Raw genomic sequence first — 24,327 nt, 5'->3', positions numbered from 1 at the left:
CGGTCTCGCTCAGGAGGTCCGCAGCGCCCGCCGCAATTCGTCGAGCGCCTCCGCGAGCTGCTCGCGGTGCGCGATGTCGTCCTTGGGGATGGCAGCGACGCTGCCGGCGAGCTCACGCAGGATGCCGGCGAGCAGGCCGAAATTGATGTGCAGGTGCACCGATTTGCGCTCGTCGGCCGCGCCCGGATGTTGCAGCACCAGCGCAACCCCGCTGCCGTCGAGCCGCGCCTCGAACCGCGACGAATGCTCGAAGGTGCCGACATAGAACTTGTCGGGATATTCGAGCGCGATCTCTGCCTTGTCGGGAACCGGCCTGGACATGTGAGCCTCGTTGATGCCGGCCAAGTCTCGCCGGGAATAGATCGGGCCGCCTTGCGATACATCAGAGGCGGCTTCCGATTTGATCCGGATCAAAGTCAGGCCGCCGCTTTTGCGATCCAATAGCAACTGGCGGGACCCGGCACCGGGCGTCCTGCTCCCTTGAGCCGTGAGACGAGCGATGGACATCCAGGCCACCACTATCCCTGCGGCTGACGATAACGGACCCGATGTCGCCGGTCGCGAGGCGGCGCCGGATGCGGGGGTGCAGCATTGCCTGCGATTGCTCGGCAATGCCGGCCTGCGCCCGACGCGCCAGCGCCTCGCGCTCGGCCAGTTGCTGTTCCTGGGCGGCCATCGTCATGTCACGGCAGAGAGCCTCTATGAAGAGGCGATGGCGGCGAACGCCTATCTGTCGCTCGCGACCGTCTACAACACGCTGAACCAGTTCACCGAGGCCGGCCTGCTGCGCCGGATCGCCGCCGACGGCCTCAAGTCGTTCTTCGACACCGACACATCGGTGCATCCGCACTTCTATCTCGAAGGCGAGGATATGCTGGTCGACGTCGCCGAAGGCCTCGCCTTCACCAGGATCCCCGAGGCGCTTCCCGGCCACGAGATCGCGCGGCTGGACGTCATCGTCCATTTGCGCCGCAAGCGAACCTGAAGCGCAATGAGATTTGGATGGATCATCATTGCGCCTTCAGTTGTTGTTTGCGCATGATCTTTCCGGAAAACCGCTTCGCACTTTTCCGGATCGCGCCTCAGCGCAATCCGGCGCGCCGGAATCCTTCCAGATAGTGCTCGCAATCCGCCGCATTCGCCCATGGCAGCTGGGTTTCGATCCAGTGCAGCGAGATGCCCGGCTGGGCGCGGCGGAGCTCGCCCAGCGCCGTCTCCGCCAGCATCTCGTCGCCGGTCATGCCGGCCGAGACCGCGAGCACGCGGTAGGCGCCGGTGAGATCGCCGCGATGGCGGATCGCCTCGCGCGCCAGCGCGATGGCCTCGTCATAATGGCGTTCGGTGAAGCGCGCATAGCCGGCGATGCCGTGATAGATCGCCAGCGACGGATCGCGCGGTGACAGCCGGATCGCTCTTTGCGCGGCCTCGAACGCTTCCCTGGAGCGTCCGGCATAGGACAGCGCCAGCGCGTCATAGCCTTGCGCCAGCGAGAAGTTCGGATTGAGCGCGAGCGCCTGCTCGAACTCGGACAGCGCATCCGCGAGCCTGCGTGTCGAGAAATAGACGCTGCCGAGCGCGACATGGGCCCAGGCATCCTCGTGGTCGCAGCGCACCGCGGCGAGCGCAGCGGCCTCCGCCACCGGCGCCACCGCGGCGAGCTCGGCCCAGCCGAGATGCGCGCCGAACATGTGGTTTGCCGCCAACAGCGACAGCGCCTGGCCGTAGCTCGGATCGATCGCGATCGCGCGTTCGAGCAGCGCGCGTGCGGTGTCGTGATCGCGCCGCGTCACCCGCCAGAAATGCGACAGCGCCCGCATCAGGAGATCCCACGCGTCCAGGCTCGCAGGCGGCTTGCTGTGGGCGCGAAAGCTCTCCGCCGCGTAAATCTGCGGCTCGATCGCCGCAGCGATCGCATTGGTGATCTCGTCCTGGACGGCGAAGACGTCGACCAGCTCGCGGTCGTAGCGCTCGGCCCACAGATGGCTGCCCGAATTGGCATCGTTGAGCTGCGCGGTGATGCGCACCCGGCTGCCAGCCTTGCGCACGCTGCCTTCGACGACGTAGCGGACGCCGAGCTCCTCGGCGATCTGCCTGATATGGACCGCGCGTCCCTTGTAGGTGAAGGACGAGTTGCGGGCGATCACCATGAACCAGCGCTGCTTCGACAGTGCGGTGAGAATGTCCTCGCTGATGCCGTCGCCGAAATACTCCTGTGCGGGATCGCCGCTCATGTTCTCGAAGGCAAGCACCGCGACCGCCGGACGGTCTGCCGCGCGCGGCAGAGCCGGCCTTGCCTCGGCTGGCACGATCGACGCTGCCGTTTCTTCCCGGACCTCGCCGACGAAGCGAAAGCCCTTGCGCGGAATGGTCTTGATCAGTCGCTGGGTCGCGCCGTCGTCGCCGAGTGCCTTGCGCGCGGCGTTGATCCGGCTGTTCAGCGCCGAATCCGAGATGATCCGGTCGCTCCAGATCTGGCTGATCAGGTCATCCTTGCTGACCACACGCGCGCGCTGCGCGACGAGATAGAGCAGCAGATCGAACACTTGCGGCTGCAACGGAACGGTCGCCCCGCCGCAGCTGAGTTCCCGCAGGTTGCCGTCGAGCACGTTGTTTTCAAAGCGAAATCGCACGTTTCTGTCGTCTCAAGAGAAAATCAAAGTCGTCTCAGGCGAAAATCAACCGTCCGCGAAAGTCTCGGGGCGTCCGATCCGGCATGGTGGAAGGACCAAACAGTGTCGATGTCTCGGCACAACGGAGCGTTCTATGACCCAACTTGATCACCAGGTTCATTACGTCGGCCCGGAGATTACCGGCTCACGCATTTTCAAGCTCATCGCCTTTCTGTACGGAATTTCCGCCTATCTCGTGTTCTTCGTCACCGTTCTCTACGCCATCGGCTTCGTCACGGGGTTGGTGGTGCCGAAGACCATCGACACCGGAACCGACACGCCGACTGTCGAGGCGGTCATCATCAATCTACTCTTGATGACGCTGTTCGCCGTTCAGCACAGCGTGATGGCGCGCCAGCAATTCAAGGCATGGTGGACACAGTTCGTCCCCAAGCCGGTCGAGCGCTCGACCTATGTGCTGTTCGCAAGTCTGGCGCTGCTCCTCCTGTTCTGGCAGTGGCGTCCGTTGCCTGCGGTCATATGGAACGTCGAGAATCCCGATCTCGCGGTGACTCTGGTCACGCTGTCCTTTGCCGGCTGGGTTCTGGTGTTCACCAGCACCTACCTGATCAATCACTTCGAATTGTTCGGATTGCATCAGGTGACCAACCATCTGATCGGGAAGGAGACGCCGCCGCCGCGCTTCAAGACGCCGCTGCTCTACAATTTCGTGCGCCATCCGATCTATCTCGGCTTCATCATTGCGTTCTGGGCGGCGCCGACCATGACCGCGGGCCATCTGCTGTTCGCGGCCGTCACCACGCTCTACATCTTCGTCGGCATCGCGCTGGAGGAGCACGACCTCGTCGCGCTCTTCGGCGACGAGTACCGGCAGTACAAACAACGGGTGTCGATGCTTATTCCCTGGCGCCGGTCACTGTAACCTCGGTGCGGCACTGCGCGCGTCCGCCGAACGGAGGACGCGCGGGCGCGCCGGGTAAGCTACGCGAGCATCTCACGCGCCCGTCCCTCCAACGTCCCCCGGGGTGATCTCCCCCTTCACCCCGACACCTCTCCCTGCACCCGCCAGTCCCGACATGTCGTGGACCCCGGGGCAGGGAGAGGATTTCTCCCCCTTCAACCAAACGGAGACGACCCAATGAAACATGTCGGAAACTGCTTCTGTGGCGCGGTGACGATCGAGGTCACCGGTGCACCGGAGGCGATGGGCTACTGCCATTGCCGCTCCTGCCGGTCGTGGTCGGGCGGGCCGGTCAACGCCTTCAGCCTGTGGAAGCCCGAGGCCGTGCGCGTCACCGAGGGCGCCGCCAATGTCGAGACCTTCGCCAAGACGCCGCTCAGCCAGCGCAAATATTGCAAGAAGTGCGGCGGCCATCTCATGACCAACCATCCGCCGCTCGGTCTGGTCGACGTCTTCAGCGCCACCATCCCGACGCTGGCCTTCGCGCCCGGGGTTCACGTCAACTATGCCGAGACCGTGCTGCCGATGCGGGATGGCCTGCCCAAGCTGAAGGATTTTCCGGCCGAGTTCGGCGGCAGCGGCGAGATGATGCAGGAGTAGCGGCGCGCAGGCGAGGGTTTTTCCCGCGGCCATCCTTCGAGACGCCCGCTTTTAGCGGGCTCCTTGAGGAGGCGCGTTAGCGCCGTCTCGAAGGACGAGGCGCGCGCTCAGAGAGGGCGGCAGTGCGCCGCCCTCAATGTGTTTTCTCGACGGAGACGCAAGACTAGCCGCCGCGCGATTCAACGACCTTGCGGCAGCTGTCCGACAGCTTCGACTTGTTCTCGCGCAGGCAGGCGTTCATCTGCGGCGGCTTGCCGATATGCTCGGCGCAGAATTTGCTGGCATCGCCGCGGCAGGCCATCTGTTCCTGGACCGACGGACCGGATTGCGCGGCAGCGGGCAGGGCGGCCGCAGTGAGCAGCAGCGCGGCAAGAACCGAAATCTTCATGAAGCACCTCTTTTGGAATCCTCGTTGGTCCCGACCGGGATCAATCGGGCCGGACCATCCCGCAAGGGCTGGGCGGGGGTCCATGCCATGTTCATGGCACCGGCAGGCCTTGAGGGACGCGGTACCCCCATCTTCATGGCATGTATTCGCGCGCCGTCTTTTGTCATTCAGGCTGCACCTCGGCTGCGAGACCCGGTGATTGCATCGGGACGCCGAACGGGAAGCAGGAGAGCAAGAATGTCGAAGAGAGCTGGAGCGCTGAGCGCAGGGCTGACGGTCATGGCGCTCGCGAGCGCGGCGATGGTGTCGCTGGGCACGAGCCCGGCGCAGGCGGTGGTCTATTGCAAGACCGTCGGCGTGCCCAAGGGCTGCGTGGTGCGGCCGACGGCGGCGGTGGTGGTTGCCCCGGGAGCGCCGGTTGCGGCCGCGGCGGTCGCAACGCCCGGCGTCGGTGCGCCCGGTGTCGGCGTGCGCGCGGGAACCCCGATGAACCGCGGCGGCCCGGTCAATCGCGTCGGCGTGCGCTGATTGCTTCTTCACCTCGCCCCGCTTGCGGGGAGAGGTCGAATTCGAGCGTAGCTCGAATTCGGGTGAGGGGGACTCTCCACGAGTCCAACTGCCACCGTCCTCGCGGAGACTCCCCCTCACCCCGACCCTCTCCCCGCAAGCGGGGCGAGGGAGAAGAGTTCGGGCCAACGGGGCCTGCGGACGAACACCCCCCGTCCTCCGCAGGCAGATTTACCCGGCCCGTCCCCTCTCTCCGTGCGCCCCACACGTTCGGGGAGGGGGTTTTTCAGCCCGCAGCCATGTCGCTGTCGGGAAAACGCTGCGGCAATTGCAGCCGCACGCGGGTGCCCGAGCCATCGGAGCTCAGATCGAGCACGGCGCCGCAGCGCGCGGCGCGGTTTCTCATGTTGCGCAGGCCGCGCGCGGTCTGGCCGTTGCGTCCGGCCTCGCCGTTGCCTGCAATCGCGAAGCCGCGGCCGTCGTCGGTCACGCTGATCACGCCGTAGGGCCCCTGGCCCGCGTCGAACGTGTCGATGGTCACCGCGATGCGGCGCGCCTGCGCATGCTTGACCGCATTGGTCACGGCCTCGTCGAGGATGCGCACGATCTGGACGACGTGCCAGGGCCGCAGTTCCGGATGCAGCGGCACGCCCTGCGGCGTCGCCACGCGCCAGTCGAGCGTGATGTCGTGCGGCCGCAATTGCGCGCTCGCGCGCTCGCGCCAGGAGCCGAGCGCGAGCATCAGGTCGCCGCCGATGTCGTCCATGGAATCGATGACGAGACGCAGATCCTTCAGCGCGGCACGCGCGGCATCGGTGATGCTCGCGCCCTCGTGGCCGCGCTCCGACAGCGCGACGATGCTGACGAGCTGGCCGCCGAGGCCGTCATGCAGGTCGCGCATCAGGCGCGTGCGTTCGTTGGCGAGCGCGGCGGCGCGGGCGCGTTCCTCTTCGCGCGCAAAGCTCGCCTTCAGCCGCTCCTCGGCCTCGCGCACCCGCGTCACGAGCTGGTCGGCAAAGTTGTCGACCTGGTTCAGCGCGCGGGCGAAGCGCCAGGTCAGCCCGGCCCCGATCGCGACCAGCATCGCCGAATAGGACAGGCGCGAGACGAAGATGCGATCGGTGTTCACGATCTCGATCACCGTGAGCATGTCCCGGATCCAGCAGACCAGCACGATGGTGACGGCGCAGCCGATCGTGAAGCTTGCGGCGTCCTGCCGCCGCACGACCGCGGTCGCGGTGACCCAGGCCATCAGCAACAGGCAAAGCCCGACCGTGGGGATGCCGAGCACCAGGAAGAGGATGCGCGGCAGCGGCGGTCCCCCGATCAACCCGACCACGAACACGACGAGGCCCGGCACGAACAGCAGCATGCCGTAGCGCGGCCAGCGCCAGCCGAAGAACAGCACGCCGAACATGACGACCAACGCGCTCTCGATCGGCGCGGACGCCAGCAGCACGGAGGCAAGCCGCGACGTGGCGGCCGGCGGCACCGGCGGCGGAACGTACGCCTGCACCACACCGAGCACCATCGCGACCGCTAGCACGCCGTAGACCGGCTCGCGGCGCCGCATCAGCCACATGATCGCGAGGATGACGGCCAGGATCGACTGCCAGGCCGAAAACACCACCGGCAGGGTGACGAACAGCAGCGTGCGCGTCTCGTACGCCGGACGCAGGGCGGCGTCCGGTCCGACATAGACCGTGTCGAGAAAGCCCTTGAGCGGTCCCCACACGAACAGCCGCACCGTGATCTCGTTGGCGCCCTCGCGCAGCAGCGAGGCGGGAATCGCTGCGATCTGCGGCGTGTTGCGGTCGGGCCGGTTGGCATTGGCATCGCGCCGGGAGTCGAGCACGACGACGCCGTCGACGGCGACCTCGACCGCGTTGCTGAAGCGCGGCAGGTAGACCGACCATCCCGATGCCGCTTCGCCGCGCCGGAACGTGAAGCTGCCGGTGTAGAGCGGCGGGTCGTCCACGGAATAGCGCGACGCAGTGAAATGCGGCAGCGTCACCGGGAGCGTCACGCCGTCCTGCCGCAGCGAAAACCCGCTCAAAGCAAAATCGTCGGGATCGCTCGGCTGCAGCAGCCGCAGCCCGAGCACGGTGGCGATCACGATCAGGGCCTGGAGCAGCAGATAGGGCACGAGGCGCGAGGCGATCAACCGCCGCCGCGGGCGTGGCTGCGCCTCCGCAGGTGCCTCCGCAGGTGTCTCCGCAGGTGACTTGGCCGCGACCTCGCTCACAGCTTGATCAGGCCCTGCTGCACCGCCTCGAACACCGCTTCGCTGCGCGTGTGCACCTCGAGCTTGCGATAGATGTTCTTGATGTGGCCGGGCACGGTCTGCTTGGACAGGCCGAGATGGCTCGCGATCTCGGCATAGCTGAAGCCCTTGGCGATGCCCCAGAGGATGTCGATCTCGCGCGGCGTCAGCCTCGCGGTGTTGAGCACGGGGCCGGGCGGCGGCTCTGCCGAGCTCTGCGCCGCACCTTGCGTCCGGCGCACGATGAAGCGTGCGATCGAGGCCGAGATCGGCGAATGGCCGGCGACGAGATCGCGCACGGTGGTGGCGATGTCGGTCGGGAAGGCGTCCTTGAGCAGATAGCCGGTGGCGCCGACCGTGATCGCGGAGATCACGCTCTCCTCGTCCCCGAGCGCCGAGATCACCATGATCTCGGTGTCGGGGAAGCGCTGCCGCATCTCGCGGATCAGCTCGATGCCGTGACCGTCGGGCAGCCGCAGATCGGTCAGCAGCACGCGCGGCGCGCCGGCGGCCAGGGCGGCGCGGGCTTCGCCGAGCGTGCCGGCGCTGCGCACCTCGTAGCCGGCCTTGACCAGCGCATCCTGCAGCCGCCAGCAAGTCGGCGCGTCGTCCTCGACGAGGAGGATGGTGATGGTCTCACCCGTCTCGCCCTGTTCGGTCATGATCATGGTCTCGCACCCCGCGTGTCCCCCGCAGCGCAAGGGCAAGTTTAACCGGTGCCGGGATGGCAGGACACCCATAATCATGGGGGCGGGGATGACACGGAACGGCCATGTACTGGTCTGGCATTGCGGGGCGATGGACGGCGAGCGCCGCCGGCAATTCTGGTCACGAAAGATCCACCCGCGGCGGTGGATAGCGCCTCGCCAGCATCGACAGCGACAGACGCCGTTCGTCTTCCGGCAGCTCCAGATACGCCAGCACCAGCGGCCGCTTCCAATCGCCGATGCCGAAATCCATCGCCATCCATTTCTGCGGCTCGGGGCCTTCGAGGCCCCGGACCCAGACGAAATAGCGGGGAAGGTCGTCGGCGTCCGTCGTGCGTGTCCTGGCCATCAAGCTGTCCGCTGCATCAGATCGGTTGCCGGAAGATATAGGGATTGCCGCGGCGAAGTCGAATGCCTCGGGACGCGCCATCTCTCTCCTCGTCATTGCTGTGCATGTTCACTAATTCGCTGATCGAATTCATCCTGTTCAGGGAGGATTCCGTTGCGCTCGCAATGCCGGCGTGGATAGAGGCGGGCAACTGCTGAACATGATCCCTGGCCGGGACGAGGTCGGTCCGCCCCGCTTCGGGATCCCAAAATTCTGCTTGACCGAAATTCGGAAATATCGTATGTGTCGCGCATCCCGGCCCATGGACAAGGGGCGTTTCGCGATCGTCACGATACGCGGGCGGGGTGGCGGTGGACGTGGAGTGCATCGGCGCGCCGGCAATCGCCGGGCGGGTTTGGCCCGTGAGCGGTTGAGCAGCGCGCACACGACCGGTGTGGTCCGCGTACGGCAAAAGCGTGTCGTCCTGACGCCCGGGGTCTGTGCGTCAAGGCTTGCGGTGATGTGGCCGCCCGACCGGGCGTGCACATCAGCTATCCGCAAGGCGACGGGGGCAATAGTGCAACGCTCCCCGGGGAGAGCGCGCCATAAGCCGTCAAACCACTGCGCAGGGAAAGGCCGGGATGTCCCGGGCTGCCCTGTATGCCGCTGTGCATCTGTTTTCGCGCAATTTGCGCGCAGCGGATCGCGGGTGCCAGCCGGCGCCCGGCCTTCCCTGCGCCCTTTCCAAGGAAGGGGTGTCAAGAAAGGTCCAAGACTCGGGCGTCAGCGTCGCGAGGTCGTGGAGGCGTGTGCTGCTGTCTGAAATCCTGGGCGTCCGCGCTTCCACCTGCAGATCACTGCCACAGCTCGCAGGTCGCCACGCGGTTGATGTCGGCGAGGCGGCGCGCGGCATCTCCCTGCAGATCGAGGCTTTCCACCAGCGTCAGCAGGCGACGATAGGCGCCCTCGGCGATCTCGACCGGAAGCGGGGCCTCGTCAAAGGCCTCGACATAGCTGCCGACGATACCGCTGAGCAGGCGGCAAAGGCCGCGCTGCGCGGGATCGTCCCGGCCGAGCGTCTCGAGCTTGTGCTGAAAGGTCTGGAAGGTCCGCAAACCGTGGTGCTGCTGTGAAAGCCACGCGTGCAGGTCGTTCATATGAGCTCCTTCGAATAACGGAAGAAGCTACCGGTTTATACAGGGGGGATGCGGGGATGGGAAGGGAGACCGGGTGTGTTGGGACAGTCCGCCTTCGCCAAGAGGCTTCGCCGGACACGCTTCACCCTTCGGGCTACAGGTGGCTTCGCACGGCCGCGCCACGCGTAGCCCGAAGGGCGAAGCGTGGTGCCCTGGCCGGAATCGAACTACTACCGATAGTCAAACAAAAACAAGGCCTCCTGCAATCCTCCGAACCCTGTACTCACAGCGTTACTCACGCCATTTTTGGTCCCAAGTTTGGGCTGGTTCGGTTCCGGTTCTATTTCGCTTCGACCTATTGCCGACCCATAGTGGATCTTTCGATCGCGTATTTTACTGCCATGCCTGTCAGCACAAAGGTTGCAGAGACCCCGATCGCCGGTAGACGAACGTTCGGTGGTAACTCAGGACGTCACAAAAAAAATCTCGCGATGTGGCAAGAACACTGTTGCGTCGGCAGGGGAGCCGAGCGCGGCAGGAAATTCCTTCATCCGTTTCTGTAACTCTGGAGTGGCGCTTCTAAATTGCAAGATGTGACGATTGATTATTTTGCGCAGCAGGTCTTGGCCGAGCATTTGAAGTTGGTTTTCGGGAACTCTACAGAAATAAGAACACCATTTGATCATCGCTGAACTGTCGTCCAATATTTCTGTAACGTCCATATAGCTTGAGTGGTATGTGGCCTTAGCCCCCGATCCAGCCAGAATGAGATAACTCTGCAACTCTTCGCCATGAGCAGAAGGGTTTTTCAGATTCAAGACTCTCAGAATATCTCTTTTGACCTCGTAGGCAGGGCTGTTAGCGCTAGCCAGCGACATAAATACGAGACCGTCAGGGGCCACGCTGCTCAAAATTCGTCTGATTTGGTTGACTCTTTCAGTCCCAGTTAGGCTGGGATTTTCCATCATGCCATACAGGGAATGAGAGCATATGACCAAATCAGAGGATCGATCTAACTGGGCCCGCTCAAGCGTCGAATTGCTCGTCGTAAGTGCGAGTTCGTTGCACCCGCGTAATCTGGATTTATAGAACGTCAAATTTTCGATATCGGGGTCAAAAGCGTAGATGCTCTGCGGACCGGCCACCCCGACTATCTGCATCTCTCGAATTAACGTCGAAGTGAATGTGCCCTCCCCGCAGCCGATATCAAGCGCTCTGTGTATCGCTCGTCGCGAACGCCGGGCGAGTTCGTTCGCGAGGTAAGCTGCGCCGACCCGATGATAGCTTAGCGATCGCAGAAAGATGCTCAACGCGTCATTGCGCGAATAGAGGTGAAGATCATATGTGAGGGGGAGATCGGCAACGTCATTCAAGTGTTCGTGCATAGGGTATCCCGCCTAACAAGAGCTTCAAACTCCACCGCGTTCCGTAACGGGCGTTGCCGTGCGATTGTCCTTAACCCTATCTATGAATAAGCGTAACTTATTCGTTCCTCTTAGTAGTTGCCAAAAGAGACGAAACGACCGAGCCAGAAGTGCCAAAAACGCGAGTGTCGGCGACAAAGGGGCTGACGGTGGAACTGCAGCTCTTATCAGGCGAAAACCGCCGGAGATGAGCACGACGATCGCGAAAAGAGCTGCTATGATATAGGTTATCATGCTTTTCGCCACAGCGAGGACTATATCTTTAACGGCGTCCAGTCCTGCCCAACCCGCGGCGAAAACGACCAGGGCTACGAAGAAGTACAAGCCAAGATAAATCCGGAGAAGGGCCGCTAAGGTTTTCTCGCCTTCCAGCGAAAAAGAGCACCTCTCCTTACCACCGAATGCACATTCGCCGTGATTGTTCATGGCGCACTCGTTTTTCAGGACCGAACACCATCCGGCCTTCAAAGCCTCGTCGATTTCGACTGTTGCGGCCCACAGCCACCTGAATTGGCGAATCAGAAAGGCAGAATGAGCGCAAAATGCCGTGGCGAGTACAGCGAGCTCCGCCCCCGAATGGGAAGAGAACGAGGAAAAAAAATGGCCGGTGTAGAAATAGACAAAAGCCGCGAGCGGAAAGTTGATGATAAGAAGCAGAACTCCATTCCATGCGTCAAAGCGTCTTCCGCCGTTGGTAGCTGGATATCCGTAGCCTGCAATGTAACCGCTAAAGTCGCTAAGCAGGTTTGCACGGGCCACATTGTGATCGAGGTTCGCCTGCGCCTCCTTCAGTTGCTCGACAATTTTGTTCTCTCCACCTCGCTGTCGAGACCATTCCATAAGCGCCAATAGAGCGTGTGCCGTGGCCCACGTGTATACCTTCGGGGTGTATTCGCCGCCCTTCGGATCGCTGTAGCTTGAAAGAAAAGCGCCAACAATAGGCTTCCCTAGCAACCCATTCGGCTTCGAATCACGCAAGGCCTTGGCGATTTCGTCTTCCTCGTAGTCCGTTATTACCCTGGCGCGCACATGATCTACCATTGTTGCAAAAATTGGCAGACCAACAGGCAACTCAATAAGTCCATCGGCCCCCTTGCCAACAATCCTCTCAAAGTATTCGCCAAATTTGCGATAGTTATTTCGTGCCGCCTGGGCATTGAATCGCCCGCGTCCGATCAACAGAGCAAAAGTAACAAAGCCAATATCGACTCCAGGCGCGTGAGCAAATTCGTTGCCGGAAACGAACTCCTGTGGGATCGCCTCGAATGGCAATGTGCGATTTTCTACCGTGGTCTGGTATGTCCTAATTAGCAGCGCAGAGTACAAACATTCGAAACATTCGTAGATCATGGGGTGCAGTGGCGCGGTGGCTTGAACCGTCAGGATTTGCGCCAGGTACACAACATTTCGCGCCAAGAATTCAATTGACCATTTCTTTGACAGAGTCAGGTCGTTTCCGAGTTCTTCGAATTTTCCGTTGGTGGCCTTTTTGGCGAGCTCTCGGCGAAAATCAGCCATTCCAATTTCGGCCACCTTAAGTAAGTTGCCAGGATCTCCTCCCAGTTCCAGCCCATAAGCGATGATTTCCAGGGCAGGAAGAGCTGCAGTGGCATCCGTCTCAGTGACATGGTTTTGGGAGGAGTAGGACCATCCACATGAAGCTTTGCACGGCCAGAGACACCCAATGATTCCCTTAGGCAAATCGCCTATGGAAAGCTTTTCACGCAGGTAGCGACCAAGGCTAATTTCCTGCGCCGCGATGTTAATCGTTGAGCTCAGACCAATAAGGCCATATTTTTCCGTGCTCTCTTTTGCCAATTTCTGGTACTTGCTTTGCAAGTTCGTGATGAACGCCGGCACGTCGGCTTCCCGTTCGCTGATTTCTGTTTGACGGATCGCGGTACGAAGAAGAGAGAGATCGGCACGAGATACGTAGGCTGTCATATTTCTCAGAAACTGCTTCGCCTTTTCTTCAAGCGTGACATCTTGGATCAACTTCGCGATGATGATTTCTCTCAAGGAGCGACAAACTACAGCGGTTACGGCAAGATTTGCAGTTCCCCATTCAAGGTGGGTGCCGCTCATAGCGTCCCCGTCCGTATCAATAACGACCGACCGCGGCATACCAACATAGCTTTGGATGTCTTTGACAGTTATGCGTAGCGCCCGCTTTAAGGGGGACTGTTCGTTATAAACGCCCCTGACGATTGACTCGGTAACAATCATAAACTCTTCGTTTGCGCGTTCCCTGATTCTGTCGTCGAACGCCAAGAGAGAAACTGCTGCGAGTTGAAAGAAACCGTGGAGTTCTCTATCAATCGAACTAGATTGCTCAGCCGAAAAGTATTCTCTGCCGGATGCAGCTTTGGCTAGGCTGTAGATGATATCTGCGGTCGTCCAAATTGAACCATGCAAGCTATTCTCCGATTGCGCAGAAAACCGATCCGGGAGATGCTCGCGCCAGATGCACGCCTTCTGTTGCGGCAATAGTTTGGTGGAAGCCAAGTGAAAGATAACCCGTTGTCCGACTAAGAAGCTGACAACGTTCCTTATCGTATTTCCGAGGGTGCTTTCAGTCAGCACGCGACATCCTCATAGCTTTCAGGGTGGCGACTTCTGCTGCTACTGCAACTTGAAACATCAGAATTCCCAAGAGGGACACAACAATCACGCCGGCAAACAGCAAAGCAACATCGGCACGATAGGCGGCGATGATAACCACGTGTCCCAGACCGGAGTTCGCACCTGAGAATTCAGCCACTACCGCGCCTACGAGGCTCAGTGGCGCTGCAATCTTGAGTGCGGATAACGCGCTCGGAATGGAGAGAGGCAGATCAATATTGAGAAGCACTCGAAGTTTTGATTTTGCCCACACTTGGGCAACGTGATCTAACTCAATTGGCTTTGAGTGCAACCCATCCCTAAACCCGATCAATAATGGGAAAAATGAGACAATCGAGGCAAGCACAATTTTGCCAACGATGCCGTTCCCAGTCCAGATAACGAGTAGCGGAGCCATGGCAACGACGGGAATTGATTTTAGAGCTACGGCATAAGGCATAAGGACGTCTTCGATTGGCCACGAGAAGTAAAATGCGAGAGCAAGTGTGAGGCTGAATGCAGTCGCCAAGACGAGTCCAAAAAATGTTTCGAGGAAAGTAATTGCGACATCTTTCGGGAGAGTCTGTCCTGAATCCCTTATCGCAATTAAGACGTCCATGGGCGTCGGGAATAGATATGTCGGAACGCATTGATTTAGGATCAGCCATAAACCGCCGAGAACTCCCACCGTTACAACAGAGCGTCTGAGCACCAGAAGTAAGGGGGGCATGGCTATCGAGACACGTCGTTGCCGCGAATCAATTCAGGAATCGGTACGGTTTGTTTGAGCAATCCTTGATTTGTGAGAAGAGACTCGATCGATTGCCAGGTGGCCGGATCGAGAAGAAATTTAGAATTCGACTTCAAGTTTAGGTACTCTCCAACGACATCGAGCATTTTGCGTTGCTGCTCACGATTGAGGTTGGGCGCGCGCGCCATCACGATATCTGTCGCTTCGTCGCGGTGAGCCAATGCGTAAGTCCAGCCTTCAACCGTCGCGCTCAAAAAGGCCGATACAATTTCGCTATTCTTTTGCAGGTAGTCACTGCGCGTAAACAGCACATCCGAGTAGTACTTGATCCCGTACTGCTTGGGAGTCAGTAAGCGCACTTTAATGCCGTTTTGCTCAGCGGCGATTGGTTGGTTGATAACGTACGCGGGCCAAACGTCAACGTCCCCCGTGAAGAAACGACCAAGATCAAACTGAACGGGCGTCTCTCGCACTTTCGTTCGATCGACTCCGAATCTCTTCAGCAACTCCAGGTAGATCGTCTCCGTGTCGTAACCGTAATACATCCCGACGGTGTGACCTTCAAAATCCTTCGGAGAACGGATGCTGGAATCAGCCTTGACCATGAAGGCTGCCAAGCTTTGATCGAAAATAGCGGCGATCGGAACGAGCGGAAGGCCTTTTGACATTCCTAGGGCGATCTGATCCCCTGTCCAGATTCCGAATGTGTCGCTACCGGAAGCGACGAGTGTCATCGCGTTAAAATCAGGGCCGCCTGGATTGATTTCAACGTCAAGGCCGCGTTTCTTGTAGAAACCCTTGGCGGCGGCCACGTAGAATCCCGCGAATTGAGCCTGATCGAGCCACTGAAGCCTAAGGGAAACTCGCGTTAGGTTTGTAATCTCGGTTCTTTGACGGAATTGAAAAAGCCAAAAAATCGATGCGGCAATCAAGAGTATAACCGCAATTGTCGCAATCAGTCGTCTGTTCATATCCCCTCCTCATCACTGAAGCAGGCTGCGAGCTCGGCAAGCATCCTCCTGAATGCTTCGGAGCTCGTAATGCTAGATGTTTGATTTCGAAATGCCGCACTGAACTCATTGATGATGCAAACGGGCTTCGTGGAATCTCTCGGTCGACCTAGAAGTACTATACGATCCGAAATCAGCAGCGCCTCGGTCATATTGTGCGTTACGAAAATCATCGTCGATTTAGAAGCAGCTTGCAGCGACGATACCAAGATAGCCATCTGCGTGCGAGTAAACTCGTCCAAGCTTGAGAATGGTTCATCCAGCACGAATATGGGGGGAGCGCACGCTAGCGCTCGAGCTAGCGAGACGCGACTTCGCATTCCACCACTCAAATCGCCGGGATATGCATGCCGATACTTCCAGAGTCCAACCCCCGCAAGCAGTGCTTCGGCCCTTTCCAGGTCGGCGGGGACTCCTCTCAACCGCCATGGCAAGGTGACATTCTGGAATATGTTTAGCCAAGGCAACAATACAGGATTCTGAAATGCAACACCGAATGCTCCACCTCGACGAGCCGCGAGTGGAGCATCACCTTCAATAGCAATCTTGCCGTGGTCCGGCTTAACTAACCCAAGGATAAGCGAGAGGAGAGTCGTTTTTCCGACGCCTGATCGGCCAATAATCGAAACGGCCTCACCTCGATGAATTCGGAGGGTGGGAATCGAGAGGGCAAACTGAGGGGAATTGTATTGGAATAATATATCTTCGAGCACTACCGAGCCGAGCGAGGACTCGTTCGACTTGGTCGGCGCTGAGGCAAGAAGGTTACTCATAGAAGGGGTCAAAAAATTACATGGTAGAAGTCACCGGTTAATTCACATCGCAACGGCGGTGTCGAAGAGAATAACACACATACTCGCCCAGGAGGGTGTATCTCGACCCTGGGTTGAGCCTACCATGCGGGGGGCTCCGTGCAAGTAAGAGTTTCGATCCTCGAACAATCAATGCTCAGGCTGCGTGACGCCATCCCCGCGGTTTAGTTCGCGGTTTAAGGGGATTTGGCCCTACCCTAGGTCATCAATTCCTGGATAGCCGACAAGGGGGCTTGCATTGCACAATCGGTCGTTCGTCAACCATCATGATGGCTCGCGATTTATAGGCAGAACGTGTTTCCCGAAGCGCAAGCCAGGCGGTTACTTTCCGGCAGAGTCGCTGAGCCGCCTCTCGCGTAAGCTCGCGTGTGATCGTCATGTGGGCGCGCGCTTTCGACCCGTGAGGGTTGTTTGGCTTGGCCTCGGTCGCGGGCAACAGCGCCTTCCAAGAGCACCAGGCGCCTTTTCGCTTCTCCAGATTGTGTGGGGACGGCAGTGGTGATGTGGCTACGGTGCCGTGGCAAGCACGCCGACGACTCGGCGAACTGCCATGCGCATTGGATCGAATTGTCTTTCGGGGTGCGCAAGCGGGCGCGGCTTCTCGGGTCTTGTCATTGCAAAATGCGGCGTTGCGGGGTGATGTGCACTGCAAGAAAGCAGCCCGCGCAAACGCGGGCTGTTAGATCGCACTGTTGGGAACTCCGGCAGAATACGCGCCACTGACCGGCTCCGAAAGAGACACACATCCGCGCCGTCCGGTAACGGCGTGCTCGGCTTGGTTCGTACGAGGTCTGGCGATCAGTACAATTCCACGCTGTCGCACTTCTTCTCGTCCATGAGCGCCGCCAACATTTCGAGCTGCTGCGCCGAAATGTCGTCCGTGAGGAACGCAACGACATTTTCCACCCCTTGTTCATAGGCGGTGAGGACATCCAGTGGATCGCGGACCAGGCAGAGCTGGCCTGGCTGGACCCGTTCGGCGGCAAAGATGACGCTGTGCGGGTCGAAGCCGTTGGGAAAGATCAGGGTCGGGCTCTCGCCTTTGACGCTGCGCCCGCAATAGGCGAGCAAGGTGCCGCCGCGGTCATGGATCGGGATCGCGAGCCGTCCGCGCATGATGCCTTTTGGGGCATAGCCGGCGCCCCAAGCCTTGCAGGTGGCCTCCGACAACCCCAGGCCCTCGACTGCCTCGTTGAAGACGAGGTAGTCGAGGGGTTTTAGCTCCCGACCTTGCTGAGCCGGGGGGCTGGGGGAACTGTTCCGGGAACTGTGCACAGCGTCACCGTGAGACTGTGCACTGTTCCCGAATTGCTGGTCGAGATAGGCGGCGGCATCCTTCTGGGTCACGCCGCGCAGGTGGGCGACGAGAGCGATCACGTCGCCGCCCTTTTTCTGGGAGAAGCAGTAGTAGCTCTCCTTGCCGGAATTGATGGCGAGAGCGCGGTCTCCGCCCTGCTTGCAGGCCGGACAGGGGCCGCGATACTGCTCGCCGTGCTGTCGCATTTGCAGGCCGAGCCAGGCGATGGTTTGCTCGATCTTGACGCGGGTCTTGAGGTCCTTGAAGTCAACGAACGTGCTCATGGTGAGCCTCCTTTCCTGCGACCATTTTGACATGCAGTTTTGGAAGGGCTTGGTACACTTGGGGATAGGACTGGAGTGCGGGTGCGGATGGCGCAGATACGCGCGACGTTCGCACCCGCACTTCAAGCTGCGGGAGAAGGGAGTGCATCATGGCAGATGCTTCGATCTCGCGGCGTTCGGGACAGCCGCAGGAAAGGCGTGAAGTGAAGTTCGTGGTTCGTGCGCCGGATTCCAACAATCGCGGGCGTTGGGTCACGGTCGGCGTCGCCTTCGAACGGAAGAACGGCGAGGAGGGCTTCTCGGTGAAGCTCAACACGCTGCCCGTCGGGCAATGGGACGGGACGTTGATCCTGCTTCCGCCGTTGCCGCCGGAGGGCGATGGTCCGCCGGACGAATAATATCGCTTATGCGGCGCATCGAAACGAGGGCTGGCCCGTGGGCCAGCCCTCACTCTTTATTGTGCCTGCAATTGCGGACAGGTGCGGGCGCTGTGGCCCTCTTCGTTGCAGTTCGAGCATCGCTGCGGCTTCCGAGCTTTCGGCGTGACGCCCAGGATTGAGGACAGCTCGGTGTCGATCTCTTCGCGTTTGGCGATGAGGTCTTTGACGCGGGCGATCTGGGTATCGATATCCAAATTATTCACCTCCCTTCTTCAGCCGTTAAGAGGTTGAAGGCGCCGCCGATCCGCTGCCATGGTTCCGATGCGAGGTGGAGCAGCGTGGTGGCATTCAAGAGCGGATCGACGGGGGGAATCGCCTTGAATAGAAATTGAGCCGGATAAATCGCGTGCGCTTTGGTGAGGCGCATGACGTGCGCCATACGGGTGGCATCCGAGAAGACGCAGAGCACGAGCAGATTCGGAATTTTTAGATAGGTTTGGTAGACGGGTTTCGGCTTCACTGAGGCGGAGGAATACGAAAGAATTTTCCGCAGCCACGACGCTCGCTGCAAATTCTTGGTCGGCTCGACATCCTCGGTGCTGCGATCGAATTCCAGCGCGAAGAATTTGTGATCGCGCTCATATCCGATACCGAACATGGCGTCCGGCTTAACGTGAACGTCGGCAAGCACAATGGACTTGCCGTCGGGGAAGGTGTGCCGCAATTGCGGCAGGGGAATCGAGAGTGGGCTTTGGGCATTCTGCGCTTCGCTCGACGCATGGCGTAGGATCTCGAGATGGCTGATGAAGCGGAGATTGGCCTTGCGCCTAACGCCGATCTCGATCGACGACATCACTAGCGAGAGGCCGGCATCGTGGTCGGACGGCTCCTGGCGGGGATCGTCGGAAAGCTGCACGACGCGCGTGGTGTTGGCCCAGCGCATCATCATGGGGTCGAGCAGGCCCTTGGCATGGAGCAGGCGGCTGGTCCCCATGGCACGGCGATAGATGGTCTGGTGGTTGTAGCCGTAGCGCCATTGGTAGTCAGGCCGCAGCAGGATCTTGCTGGTGGCGGGCAATCCTTCCGATTCATGGAAGAGCTGCTTCAGCCGCGCCAAGGTATGGGCGCTGCGCGGCGGTAGATCATGGATTGCATTGTAGAGGGCAACAATCTGGCAGGTCAGCAACTCGCCATAGCGCTCCAACGGTTCGGCAATCCCGCGGGCATCGTGGTCGGTTCGGACCAGGACGCCGGTGGTCTTCTGTGCTCGGTTGCGCGGTCGGCGCTGGCGGTCAGTTCGAGGCTCCATAGTGATGGTGTGCCGGAAGACCGGCGCGAAGAAAACGTTCGGGAAACGAAGCTAAGGGATGCAATGGACAACCGTGATGCGTAGTGTTCACAGCAAATATTTTACATCACATCGGCCATCGTTTCTTGTCCGGATCGGTCGCTGTCTTCTTTGTCCCATCGTCGCCTTCGCTGCTCGCCGCGGTCGCCTTTTCCTCTGGACCCGCCGTCAACAGTGACCGTTCTGGTGTCGCGTCCGACAGTGGTGTGCCGGGGTTGGCCGGGTCCGGCCGCGGCTGGTCGGGCCAAGTCGCGTACCGCTTTCGATTTCGCATGACGAGATCTGCGGCCTCATCGGACGACATGGTGGGTGCGGCCTCCAGAGCGCCAAATGGGATGGTGAGCCGGACTGCGCTGGCGGTATAGTTGCGGACGTGGCAGGCGAATTCGGTCGAGCGAGCACGCTTGGCCATGCCTGTGATGAAGTCCGGCGTTGTCCGCATGTCGGATGCAAGAGCGCGTGCGTCCTTGTCGGATACGCCGCCGGCAAACTTGATGGACGTATTGGCGGCGACCGAGGCGCGGAGGGCAGGGGTCAACTGATCGAGGTGCTGGTGGGCGAACAGCACGCCGACCTTGAACTTGCGGGCCTGCGATAACAGGGTTTCTAGGTTCTCGTCGAAATATTCCTCGGCTTCATCGACGATGAGGAAGGCGGGATTGCGCTTTTCCGCTGGGATCGCGATCCGCTCGAATGCGGCCGAAATGACGCGCGCGATTATGTAGCGGCCGAACAGCGCCGACGCGTCTGTCTTGAGCAGGGCCTTACTGGTGTTGATCAAGACGATCGAGCCGCCTTGCAAGGCTTCGAACATGTCCAAGCGGTTCGCCTTGGAGGCAAACATCCGGTCAAAAGCGGGCACTTGCAGGACGCTGTAAAGGCGGCGCGCAATCTGCTGCTTGGTTTGCGAGTACGTCTTGGTGAAGAATTGATTCTGGAAATAGGCCTGCGAGGTGGTGTCGAGCTTGCGGATATGTTCTGCGAACGGACTCGCATCGATGCTTGCGGCGCCATCCTCGAACAGTTCGCGCAACGTGTGCATGGTAGCGCCGGGGATCGACAGCAACAACCGAGTCACAAAGGCGAAGGTGGTGTTTTGGCGGCTGGTCAGTTCGGCGGCCAGCGCGCCAAATACGTAGTTGAATGTTTCGATAGTCGATGCTTCGATCTGCTCTTTGACCATCTGCGAATAGTCGCCGAGGCGTGCCGCCTTCAGGTCAAACATGTTGAGGGCCGGGGGATATTCGACGTCCTCGGGATCGATGATGACGATCCGCTCCGACAGCGGCTTACCGGTGGCGAACAGGTCTAGGTGTTGAATCTTGCGCAGCATGTCGCCCTGGCTGTCCAGGATGACGAGGGCTGGCGGCTTCTCGCGCTGAAGATCGTTGATGATGAGGCGTTGCAAGAGTTGCGTCTTTCCGTGCCCGGAGCCACCGACGACGTGGGTGTGTTCGTATCTTTGCTGGTCGCCGATGGAGAAGGGGATAGGGGCGTAAAACAGCGCCTCGAACGGGGTATTGCCGAGATAGGCGGAGACGATTTGCCGCGGTGTACCCTTATATTTGTCCGGAAAGATCAGCTTGTGGCTCGGGGCGGGATATTCGACGCCGGAGGCGTCGTGAACATTGCGTTCGAATTGCTTGCGGAGCGCGGCGAACAGCCCAAGCTGTTCCACCTCCGGGGTGAAGAACGGGCGGATCAGCGGCCAAACCAATTGGGCGGCGTCCGGCAGCACGTCGATGAGGGGGAAGGTCGCAAAGGTCTCCACTTCGTCGCACTTGGCGAATTCGGCCGGGGTGGCTTTTGCGATCGAAGGTAGCGCGGCTATGAAGTCGAGATAGCACTTGCCGAGTGTGGAGTTGAAGACTTCGAGCGTGTGCGGAGCATCGGCACTCTTGCGTTGATGGGCAATGAGTTGGTCGCGGTAACGGCCCTCCTCGATCGCGTTTGCGGCTAGCAGTGGCGGCAGGGGATTGTTCAGGTTCTCTTCCTTGTAGATTGCCTCGGTGATCTGGGAGATGAGAAGAAACGCTTGGTAAGCGGGGAGGTCATCTCGGATGGCGTCGATAAAGCGGTCGAGGTATGCCTCCATGAACTTGTCGGTGTCGGGGAAATTGGCCGATATGCTGCGCTGCTGGGTTTGAGCAAATATCTGATCGGTCGGCGTGGGCTTGTTGACGTACCAGTGAATGCCCTTGGCAATGCCGACGACCAATGCGAGAGGAATTAGGATGGTCGCGCCCGCCACCAGCGCGCCGATGATAATGATGCCGAGGAAAACCGCGATGGCGGCGTTGGCGGCCGGGTCAGTGGACTTGGTCGGCCACTCCAGCCAATCCCCGATCTTCATAGCTCGAATGTCTGGCTGGCCGGGAGCTGGGCGCTGTTTTGGATCAGGGCCTTCAGCGCGACGAGATGTTGCCGGATTTCATCCTCGATGCTCTTGGCGTATCCGGCGTTCCAGGCATGAACCGTGAAGGCGGGATTGGCCAGAAGCTGCTTCACGGTGATGGTCTGTTCGTCGCTTTCCAGGCGCTTGTCCTGGCGCCGCATTCGAACCCAACCGTAGATTTCGAGCCCCATACCGACGAAGAACAGGAAGCCGAAGTTGGTGCCGGCAATGCCGAGAATGACGCCGGTGATCATCAAGATACGTCCGACGACGCGGAGGACGCCGGTGCTTACGAATTGGGTCGGGGTTGGGAGCGGCGTCGAGGTCCTGACGGTAAAACCCTCGCGGAGGAGGTCGCGCTCTTTGATGATGGCGCGCTCCTCTTCGGAGAACTCCACTTTGCAGTCGACGTAGCACTCCTTGTTCGACCCGGTAACGCCGACTGCTTCCTCCCGATGCTCAATTGTGACGCGCATGGTTTGTCCCCCGCATCCCCGAAGATACCGAAAATCAGACTCAACCGAAGGTTGGAGTCAATCAAAAATACGCATTAGTCGTAAAATAGGCGCTTGACGTCGGCTTCGACGTCTTCGCACTTGCGAGTGAATCGCACATGAGAATTGCGGATGAGCTGGGCGGCCCGGTCGTGCATGGGGTTAGGCGGCGGGAGCAGGTCGACATATTCCGGGCTACCCGGATTGCCGTCCACCAGCGGACGAATCCGTGCCGTGAAATTCGGCAGGTCGAGGAACGCCTGGCTTTCGATGCCGAATTGGTTTGCCATTTCGGGGGCGTCGTCGCTGCCAAGCCGCAAGGAGATATAGGTCCCGGCATTGCCAAAGACCGCGGCAAGGATGTCGTCCGGGATCTGGGAAAGATACTGGCTCGCGAGCGTCAATCGAAGGCGGTACTTGCGTGCCTCCGAAAGAATGGTGGTGATGTCGCTGGTGACGACCGAGCTGAATTCATCAAGCACCAGGTCGAATGGCACTCTTCGATCTTCTGCGATGTCGTTCCGCGAGAACGCCGCGCTGGTGATGGCGGACACCAGCAAGGCGCCGAACAATCGGCAGGCATGTTCGCCGACGCTGCCTTTGCTCAAGTTCGCGATTAGGATGCGCCGCTCGTCCATGATCTTGCGGATATCGATTTTGTTTCTGGGTTGGCTGAGGATGTGTCGGAGAGCTGGGTGCGACAGGCAGGCATCGAGCTTGTTGCTGATCGGCGCGATGACCTGATCGCGGAATCGATCGTCCCAGGTTCCGAACGCTTCGACCCAATAACTCCGTACCAATGGGTCCTTGACCTTGGACACGATCCGAGCGCGGTAGGTATCGCTCCGCAACAACCGAAGTACGGCCAGCAGGGTCGCTTCGCCCGCTTCCATCAATGCCAGCAGCGAGTTCCGAAGTACTTCCTGCGATCGATCACCGACGGCCTCCCGACCCCAGATGTGGACGAACGCCGTGACGATGTTGGCGGCGGCGGTCGCTCGCCGCTTGGGTGGGACACCGTCGAGAAAGTTGAGGCCGACAAAGTCGTCGACATTGGCAAGATCGATGTAGACCAATTCGGACGCGCGGGCGGCCGGAATGAGGGAAACGATAGCTTCGGCATTCTCACCGTGAGGGTCGAGAAATGCCAGGCCGCCGGATTGGGCAGCGATTTGCGCACAGATGTTGCGGAGCAGGACGGATTTGCCGGTCCCAGTCTGGCCAAAGATGACCGTATGCCGATCGCGCGCGAGCGCGTCGATGTTGACGGGCATCTTCAGAGACAGCCCACGTGTCGCCGTGCCGATTGTGATGTGTTCGGAAGTCATGGCCAGAGGGGAGCCCTGCGTCGTGCAGGGCAGGGGATTGCCCCGGGCCGACGATTATCCCCATGCTCCGGAGGAGTTTCGCCTGCCTTCTCCGGACGACACTACGCTCGCCGCGACGGCTGGTGGCCGGCGCCCGCTCGCAGGGATCTACCCCGGCCACAACGGTGTGGCCCCACTGACATTGTACAATGCAAAAAGTTTGAAAGATCGAAAAGTGATCTTTGCGACGTTCAAAAGTTCAGAAGCGCAAAACCGAAAATTCGCAAACCGCAAAAGCTGGAATTGTGAAAGTGAAAATTGGACGCGAACGATTCGTTGTACGAATAGTTCGCGTGCTTAAGACCGCTCGAGCGGAGCCGTCTCACAGTGGAATGCTCCGCCACACAGTCCCGTCGTTGCCCGAAAGGGCACGACTCCAATAGGATTCCCCGAGTTCATGTGTGTCCCCCATGAAGCGACGATATCTGCCTGTCTCATATTATTGAGCAGGCAGTGAGGAGCGAATGTCAGGGGACACCATGAACGAGTGGGTGGAGCACGCAGCCGGTGAGGCGGAGTGAAGCCTATTGGAGTCGTGCCGTAAGGTCGACGGGCTGTGTGTGCGGAATTTGTTGAATTGTATGGGGAATTGGGAACGGCGCACCACATGCCGGGACCACATGCCGTATGTGGGGTGGTAAGTG

General features: G+C 60.1%; 24 protein-coding genes. 5 read left to right on the top strand and 19 right to left on the bottom strand.

All coding sequences use genetic code 11. The features are described from left to right. Nucleotides 1-9 precede the first annotated feature (9 nt). Nucleotides 10-321: a hypothetical protein gene (locus TSA1_RS20605; RefSeq protein WP_100181244.1), complete on the bottom strand. Its 312-nt coding sequence runs from the start codon at nt 319-321 to the stop codon at nt 10-12. A 178-nt stretch (nt 322-499) separates the two neighbouring features. Here TSA1_RS20605 and irr point away from each other — a divergent pair, with 178 nt between their 5' ends. Further along, entirely contained in the window at nt 500-985 is a 486-nt protein-coding gene (gene irr, locus TSA1_RS20600; RefSeq protein ID WP_100177936.1) for a Fur family transcriptional regulator Irr, read from the top strand. 97 nt (nt 986-1,082) lie between these two features. Here the strand turns inward: irr and TSA1_RS20595 are convergent, their stop codons facing one another. Next, on the bottom strand, nt 1,083-2,630 hold the full coding sequence (locus TSA1_RS20595; RefSeq protein WP_100177935.1) for a winged helix-turn-helix domain-containing tetratricopeptide repeat protein: 1,548 nt from the start codon (nt 2,628-2,630) through the stop codon (nt 1,083-1,085). 133 nt (nt 2,631-2,763) lie between these two features. Between TSA1_RS20595 and mddA the strand changes: the two genes are divergently transcribed. Both mddA and TSA1_RS20585 read left to right on the top strand, forming a co-directional pair. After that, nucleotides 2,764-3,552, top strand: a complete 789-nt coding sequence (gene mddA / locus TSA1_RS20590) for a methanethiol S-methyltransferase (protein ID WP_174718989.1) — start codon at nt 2,764-2,766, stop codon at nt 3,550-3,552. Nucleotides 3,553-3,768: 216 nt separating this feature from the next. After that, nucleotides 3,769-4,191, top strand: a complete 423-nt coding sequence (locus TSA1_RS20585; RefSeq protein ID WP_100177934.1) for a GFA family protein — start codon at nt 3,769-3,771, stop codon at nt 4,189-4,191. Nucleotides 4,192-4,354: 163 nt separating this feature from the next. Here TSA1_RS20585 and TSA1_RS20580 read toward each other — a convergent pair whose 3' ends face one another. After that, on the bottom strand, nt 4,355-4,579 hold the full coding sequence (locus TSA1_RS20580; RefSeq protein WP_094895875.1) for a hypothetical protein: 225 nt from the start codon (nt 4,577-4,579) through the stop codon (nt 4,355-4,357). Nucleotides 4,580-4,816: 237 nt separating this feature from the next. On the opposite strand from TSA1_RS20580, the gene TSA1_RS20575 reads away from it, so the two are divergent. After that, nucleotides 4,817-5,107, top strand: coding sequence for a hypothetical protein (locus TSA1_RS20575; RefSeq protein ID WP_100177933.1), 291 nt, complete (start codon nt 4,817-4,819; stop codon nt 5,105-5,107). Between the two features lie 265 nt (nt 5,108-5,372). On the opposite strand, the gene TSA1_RS20570 is transcribed toward TSA1_RS20575, so the two are convergent. The 11 genes from TSA1_RS20570 to TSA1_RS20520 form a co-directional block, all read right to left on the bottom strand. After that, nucleotides 5,373-7,331, bottom strand: a complete 1,959-nt coding sequence (locus tag TSA1_RS20570) for a sensor histidine kinase (RefSeq protein WP_100177932.1) — start codon at nt 7,329-7,331, stop codon at nt 5,373-5,375. Then, nucleotides 7,328-8,011, bottom strand: a complete 684-nt coding sequence (locus TSA1_RS20565; RefSeq protein ID WP_174719320.1) for a response regulator transcription factor — start codon at nt 8,009-8,011, stop codon at nt 7,328-7,330. The genes TSA1_RS20570 and TSA1_RS20565 overlap by 4 nt, the downstream gene beginning before the upstream one ends. A gap of 166 nt (nt 8,012-8,177) precedes the next feature. Beyond that, on the bottom strand, nt 8,178-8,405 hold the full coding sequence (locus TSA1_RS20560) for a hypothetical protein (protein ID WP_142251285.1): 228 nt from the start codon (nt 8,403-8,405) through the stop codon (nt 8,178-8,180). A 16-nt stretch (nt 8,406-8,421) separates the two neighbouring features. Beyond that, a complete protein-coding gene (locus tag TSA1_RS39780) occupies nt 8,422-8,772 on the bottom strand; it encodes a hypothetical protein (RefSeq protein ID WP_174718988.1) in 351 nt (116 codons plus the stop codon). A gap of 466 nt (nt 8,773-9,238) precedes the next feature. Then, nucleotides 9,239-9,541 (bottom strand): hypothetical protein, encoded by a 303-nt coding sequence (locus TSA1_RS20550; RefSeq protein ID WP_100177929.1) that lies wholly within the window; start codon nt 9,539-9,541, stop codon nt 9,239-9,241. Nucleotides 9,542-9,984: 443 nt separating this feature from the next. Continuing rightward, nucleotides 9,985-10,905: a class I SAM-dependent methyltransferase gene (locus TSA1_RS20545; RefSeq protein WP_100177928.1), complete on the bottom strand. Its 921-nt coding sequence runs from the start codon at nt 10,903-10,905 to the stop codon at nt 9,985-9,987. Nucleotides 10,906-10,929: 24 nt separating this feature from the next. Continuing rightward, nucleotides 10,930-13,527, bottom strand: a complete 2,598-nt coding sequence (locus tag TSA1_RS20540; protein ID WP_145984350.1) for a hypothetical protein — start codon at nt 13,525-13,527, stop codon at nt 10,930-10,932. Next, nucleotides 13,517-14,164, bottom strand: a complete 648-nt coding sequence (locus tag TSA1_RS20535; RefSeq protein WP_161497253.1) for an ABC transporter permease — start codon at nt 14,162-14,164, stop codon at nt 13,517-13,519. The genes TSA1_RS20540 and TSA1_RS20535 overlap by 11 nt, the downstream gene beginning before the upstream one ends. 113 nt (nt 14,165-14,277) lie before the next feature. Beyond that, the gene (locus TSA1_RS20530; RefSeq protein WP_100177925.1) at nt 14,278-15,267 is read right to left on the bottom strand and encodes an ABC transporter substrate-binding protein; all 990 of its coding nucleotides are present in this window, start codon (nt 15,265-15,267) and stop codon (nt 14,278-14,280) included. After that, complete coding sequence (locus TSA1_RS41170; RefSeq protein ID WP_100177924.1) at nt 15,264-16,079, bottom strand: ABC transporter ATP-binding protein; 816 nt, start codon at nt 16,077-16,079, stop codon at nt 15,264-15,266. The genes TSA1_RS20530 and TSA1_RS41170 overlap by 4 nt, the downstream gene beginning before the upstream one ends. Before the next feature lie 837 nt (nt 16,080-16,916). Next, nucleotides 16,917-17,699 (bottom strand): CHC2 zinc finger domain-containing protein, encoded by a 783-nt coding sequence (locus tag TSA1_RS20520; RefSeq protein ID WP_161497252.1) that lies wholly within the window; start codon nt 17,697-17,699, stop codon nt 16,917-16,919. A 149-nt stretch (nt 17,700-17,848) separates the two neighbouring features. Between TSA1_RS20520 and TSA1_RS20515 the strand changes: the two genes are divergently transcribed. Beyond that, on the top strand, nt 17,849-18,097 hold the full coding sequence (locus TSA1_RS20515; RefSeq protein ID WP_145984349.1) for a hypothetical protein: 249 nt from the start codon (nt 17,849-17,851) through the stop codon (nt 18,095-18,097). 56 nt (nt 18,098-18,153) lie between these two features. Here TSA1_RS20515 and TSA1_RS20510 read toward each other — a convergent pair whose 3' ends face one another. The 5 genes from TSA1_RS20510 to TSA1_RS20490 form a co-directional block, all read right to left on the bottom strand. After that, nucleotides 18,154-18,333, bottom strand: coding sequence for a C2HC-type zinc finger protein (locus TSA1_RS20510; protein ID WP_161497251.1), 180 nt, complete (start codon nt 18,331-18,333; stop codon nt 18,154-18,156). 5 nt (nt 18,334-18,338) lie between these two features. Further along, nucleotides 18,339-19,388 (bottom strand): hypothetical protein, encoded by a 1,050-nt coding sequence (locus TSA1_RS20505; protein WP_145984348.1) that lies wholly within the window; start codon nt 19,386-19,388, stop codon nt 18,339-18,341. 106 nt (nt 19,389-19,494) lie between these two features. Continuing rightward, nucleotides 19,495-21,780, bottom strand: a complete 2,286-nt coding sequence (locus TSA1_RS20500; protein ID WP_100177919.1) for a type IV secretory system conjugative DNA transfer family protein — start codon at nt 21,778-21,780, stop codon at nt 19,495-19,497. Continuing rightward, a complete protein-coding gene (locus tag TSA1_RS20495) occupies nt 21,777-22,298 on the bottom strand; it encodes a hypothetical protein (RefSeq protein WP_100177918.1) in 522 nt (173 codons plus the stop codon). The genes TSA1_RS20500 and TSA1_RS20495 overlap by 4 nt, the downstream gene beginning before the upstream one ends. A 74-nt stretch (nt 22,299-22,372) precedes the next feature. Next, nucleotides 22,373-23,644, bottom strand: a complete 1,272-nt coding sequence (locus tag TSA1_RS20490; protein WP_100177917.1) for a type IV secretory system conjugative DNA transfer family protein — start codon at nt 23,642-23,644, stop codon at nt 22,373-22,375. Nucleotides 23,645-24,327: the final 683 nt, after the last annotated feature.

This window comes from Bradyrhizobium nitroreducens, from assembly GCF_002776695.1.
GTDB classification, from domain to species: Bacteria; Pseudomonadota; Alphaproteobacteria; order Rhizobiales; family Xanthobacteraceae; genus Bradyrhizobium; species Bradyrhizobium nitroreducens.
Note: the sequence above shows the minus strand (reverse complement) of the source record. Positions and strands in the feature narration are given on the sequence as shown.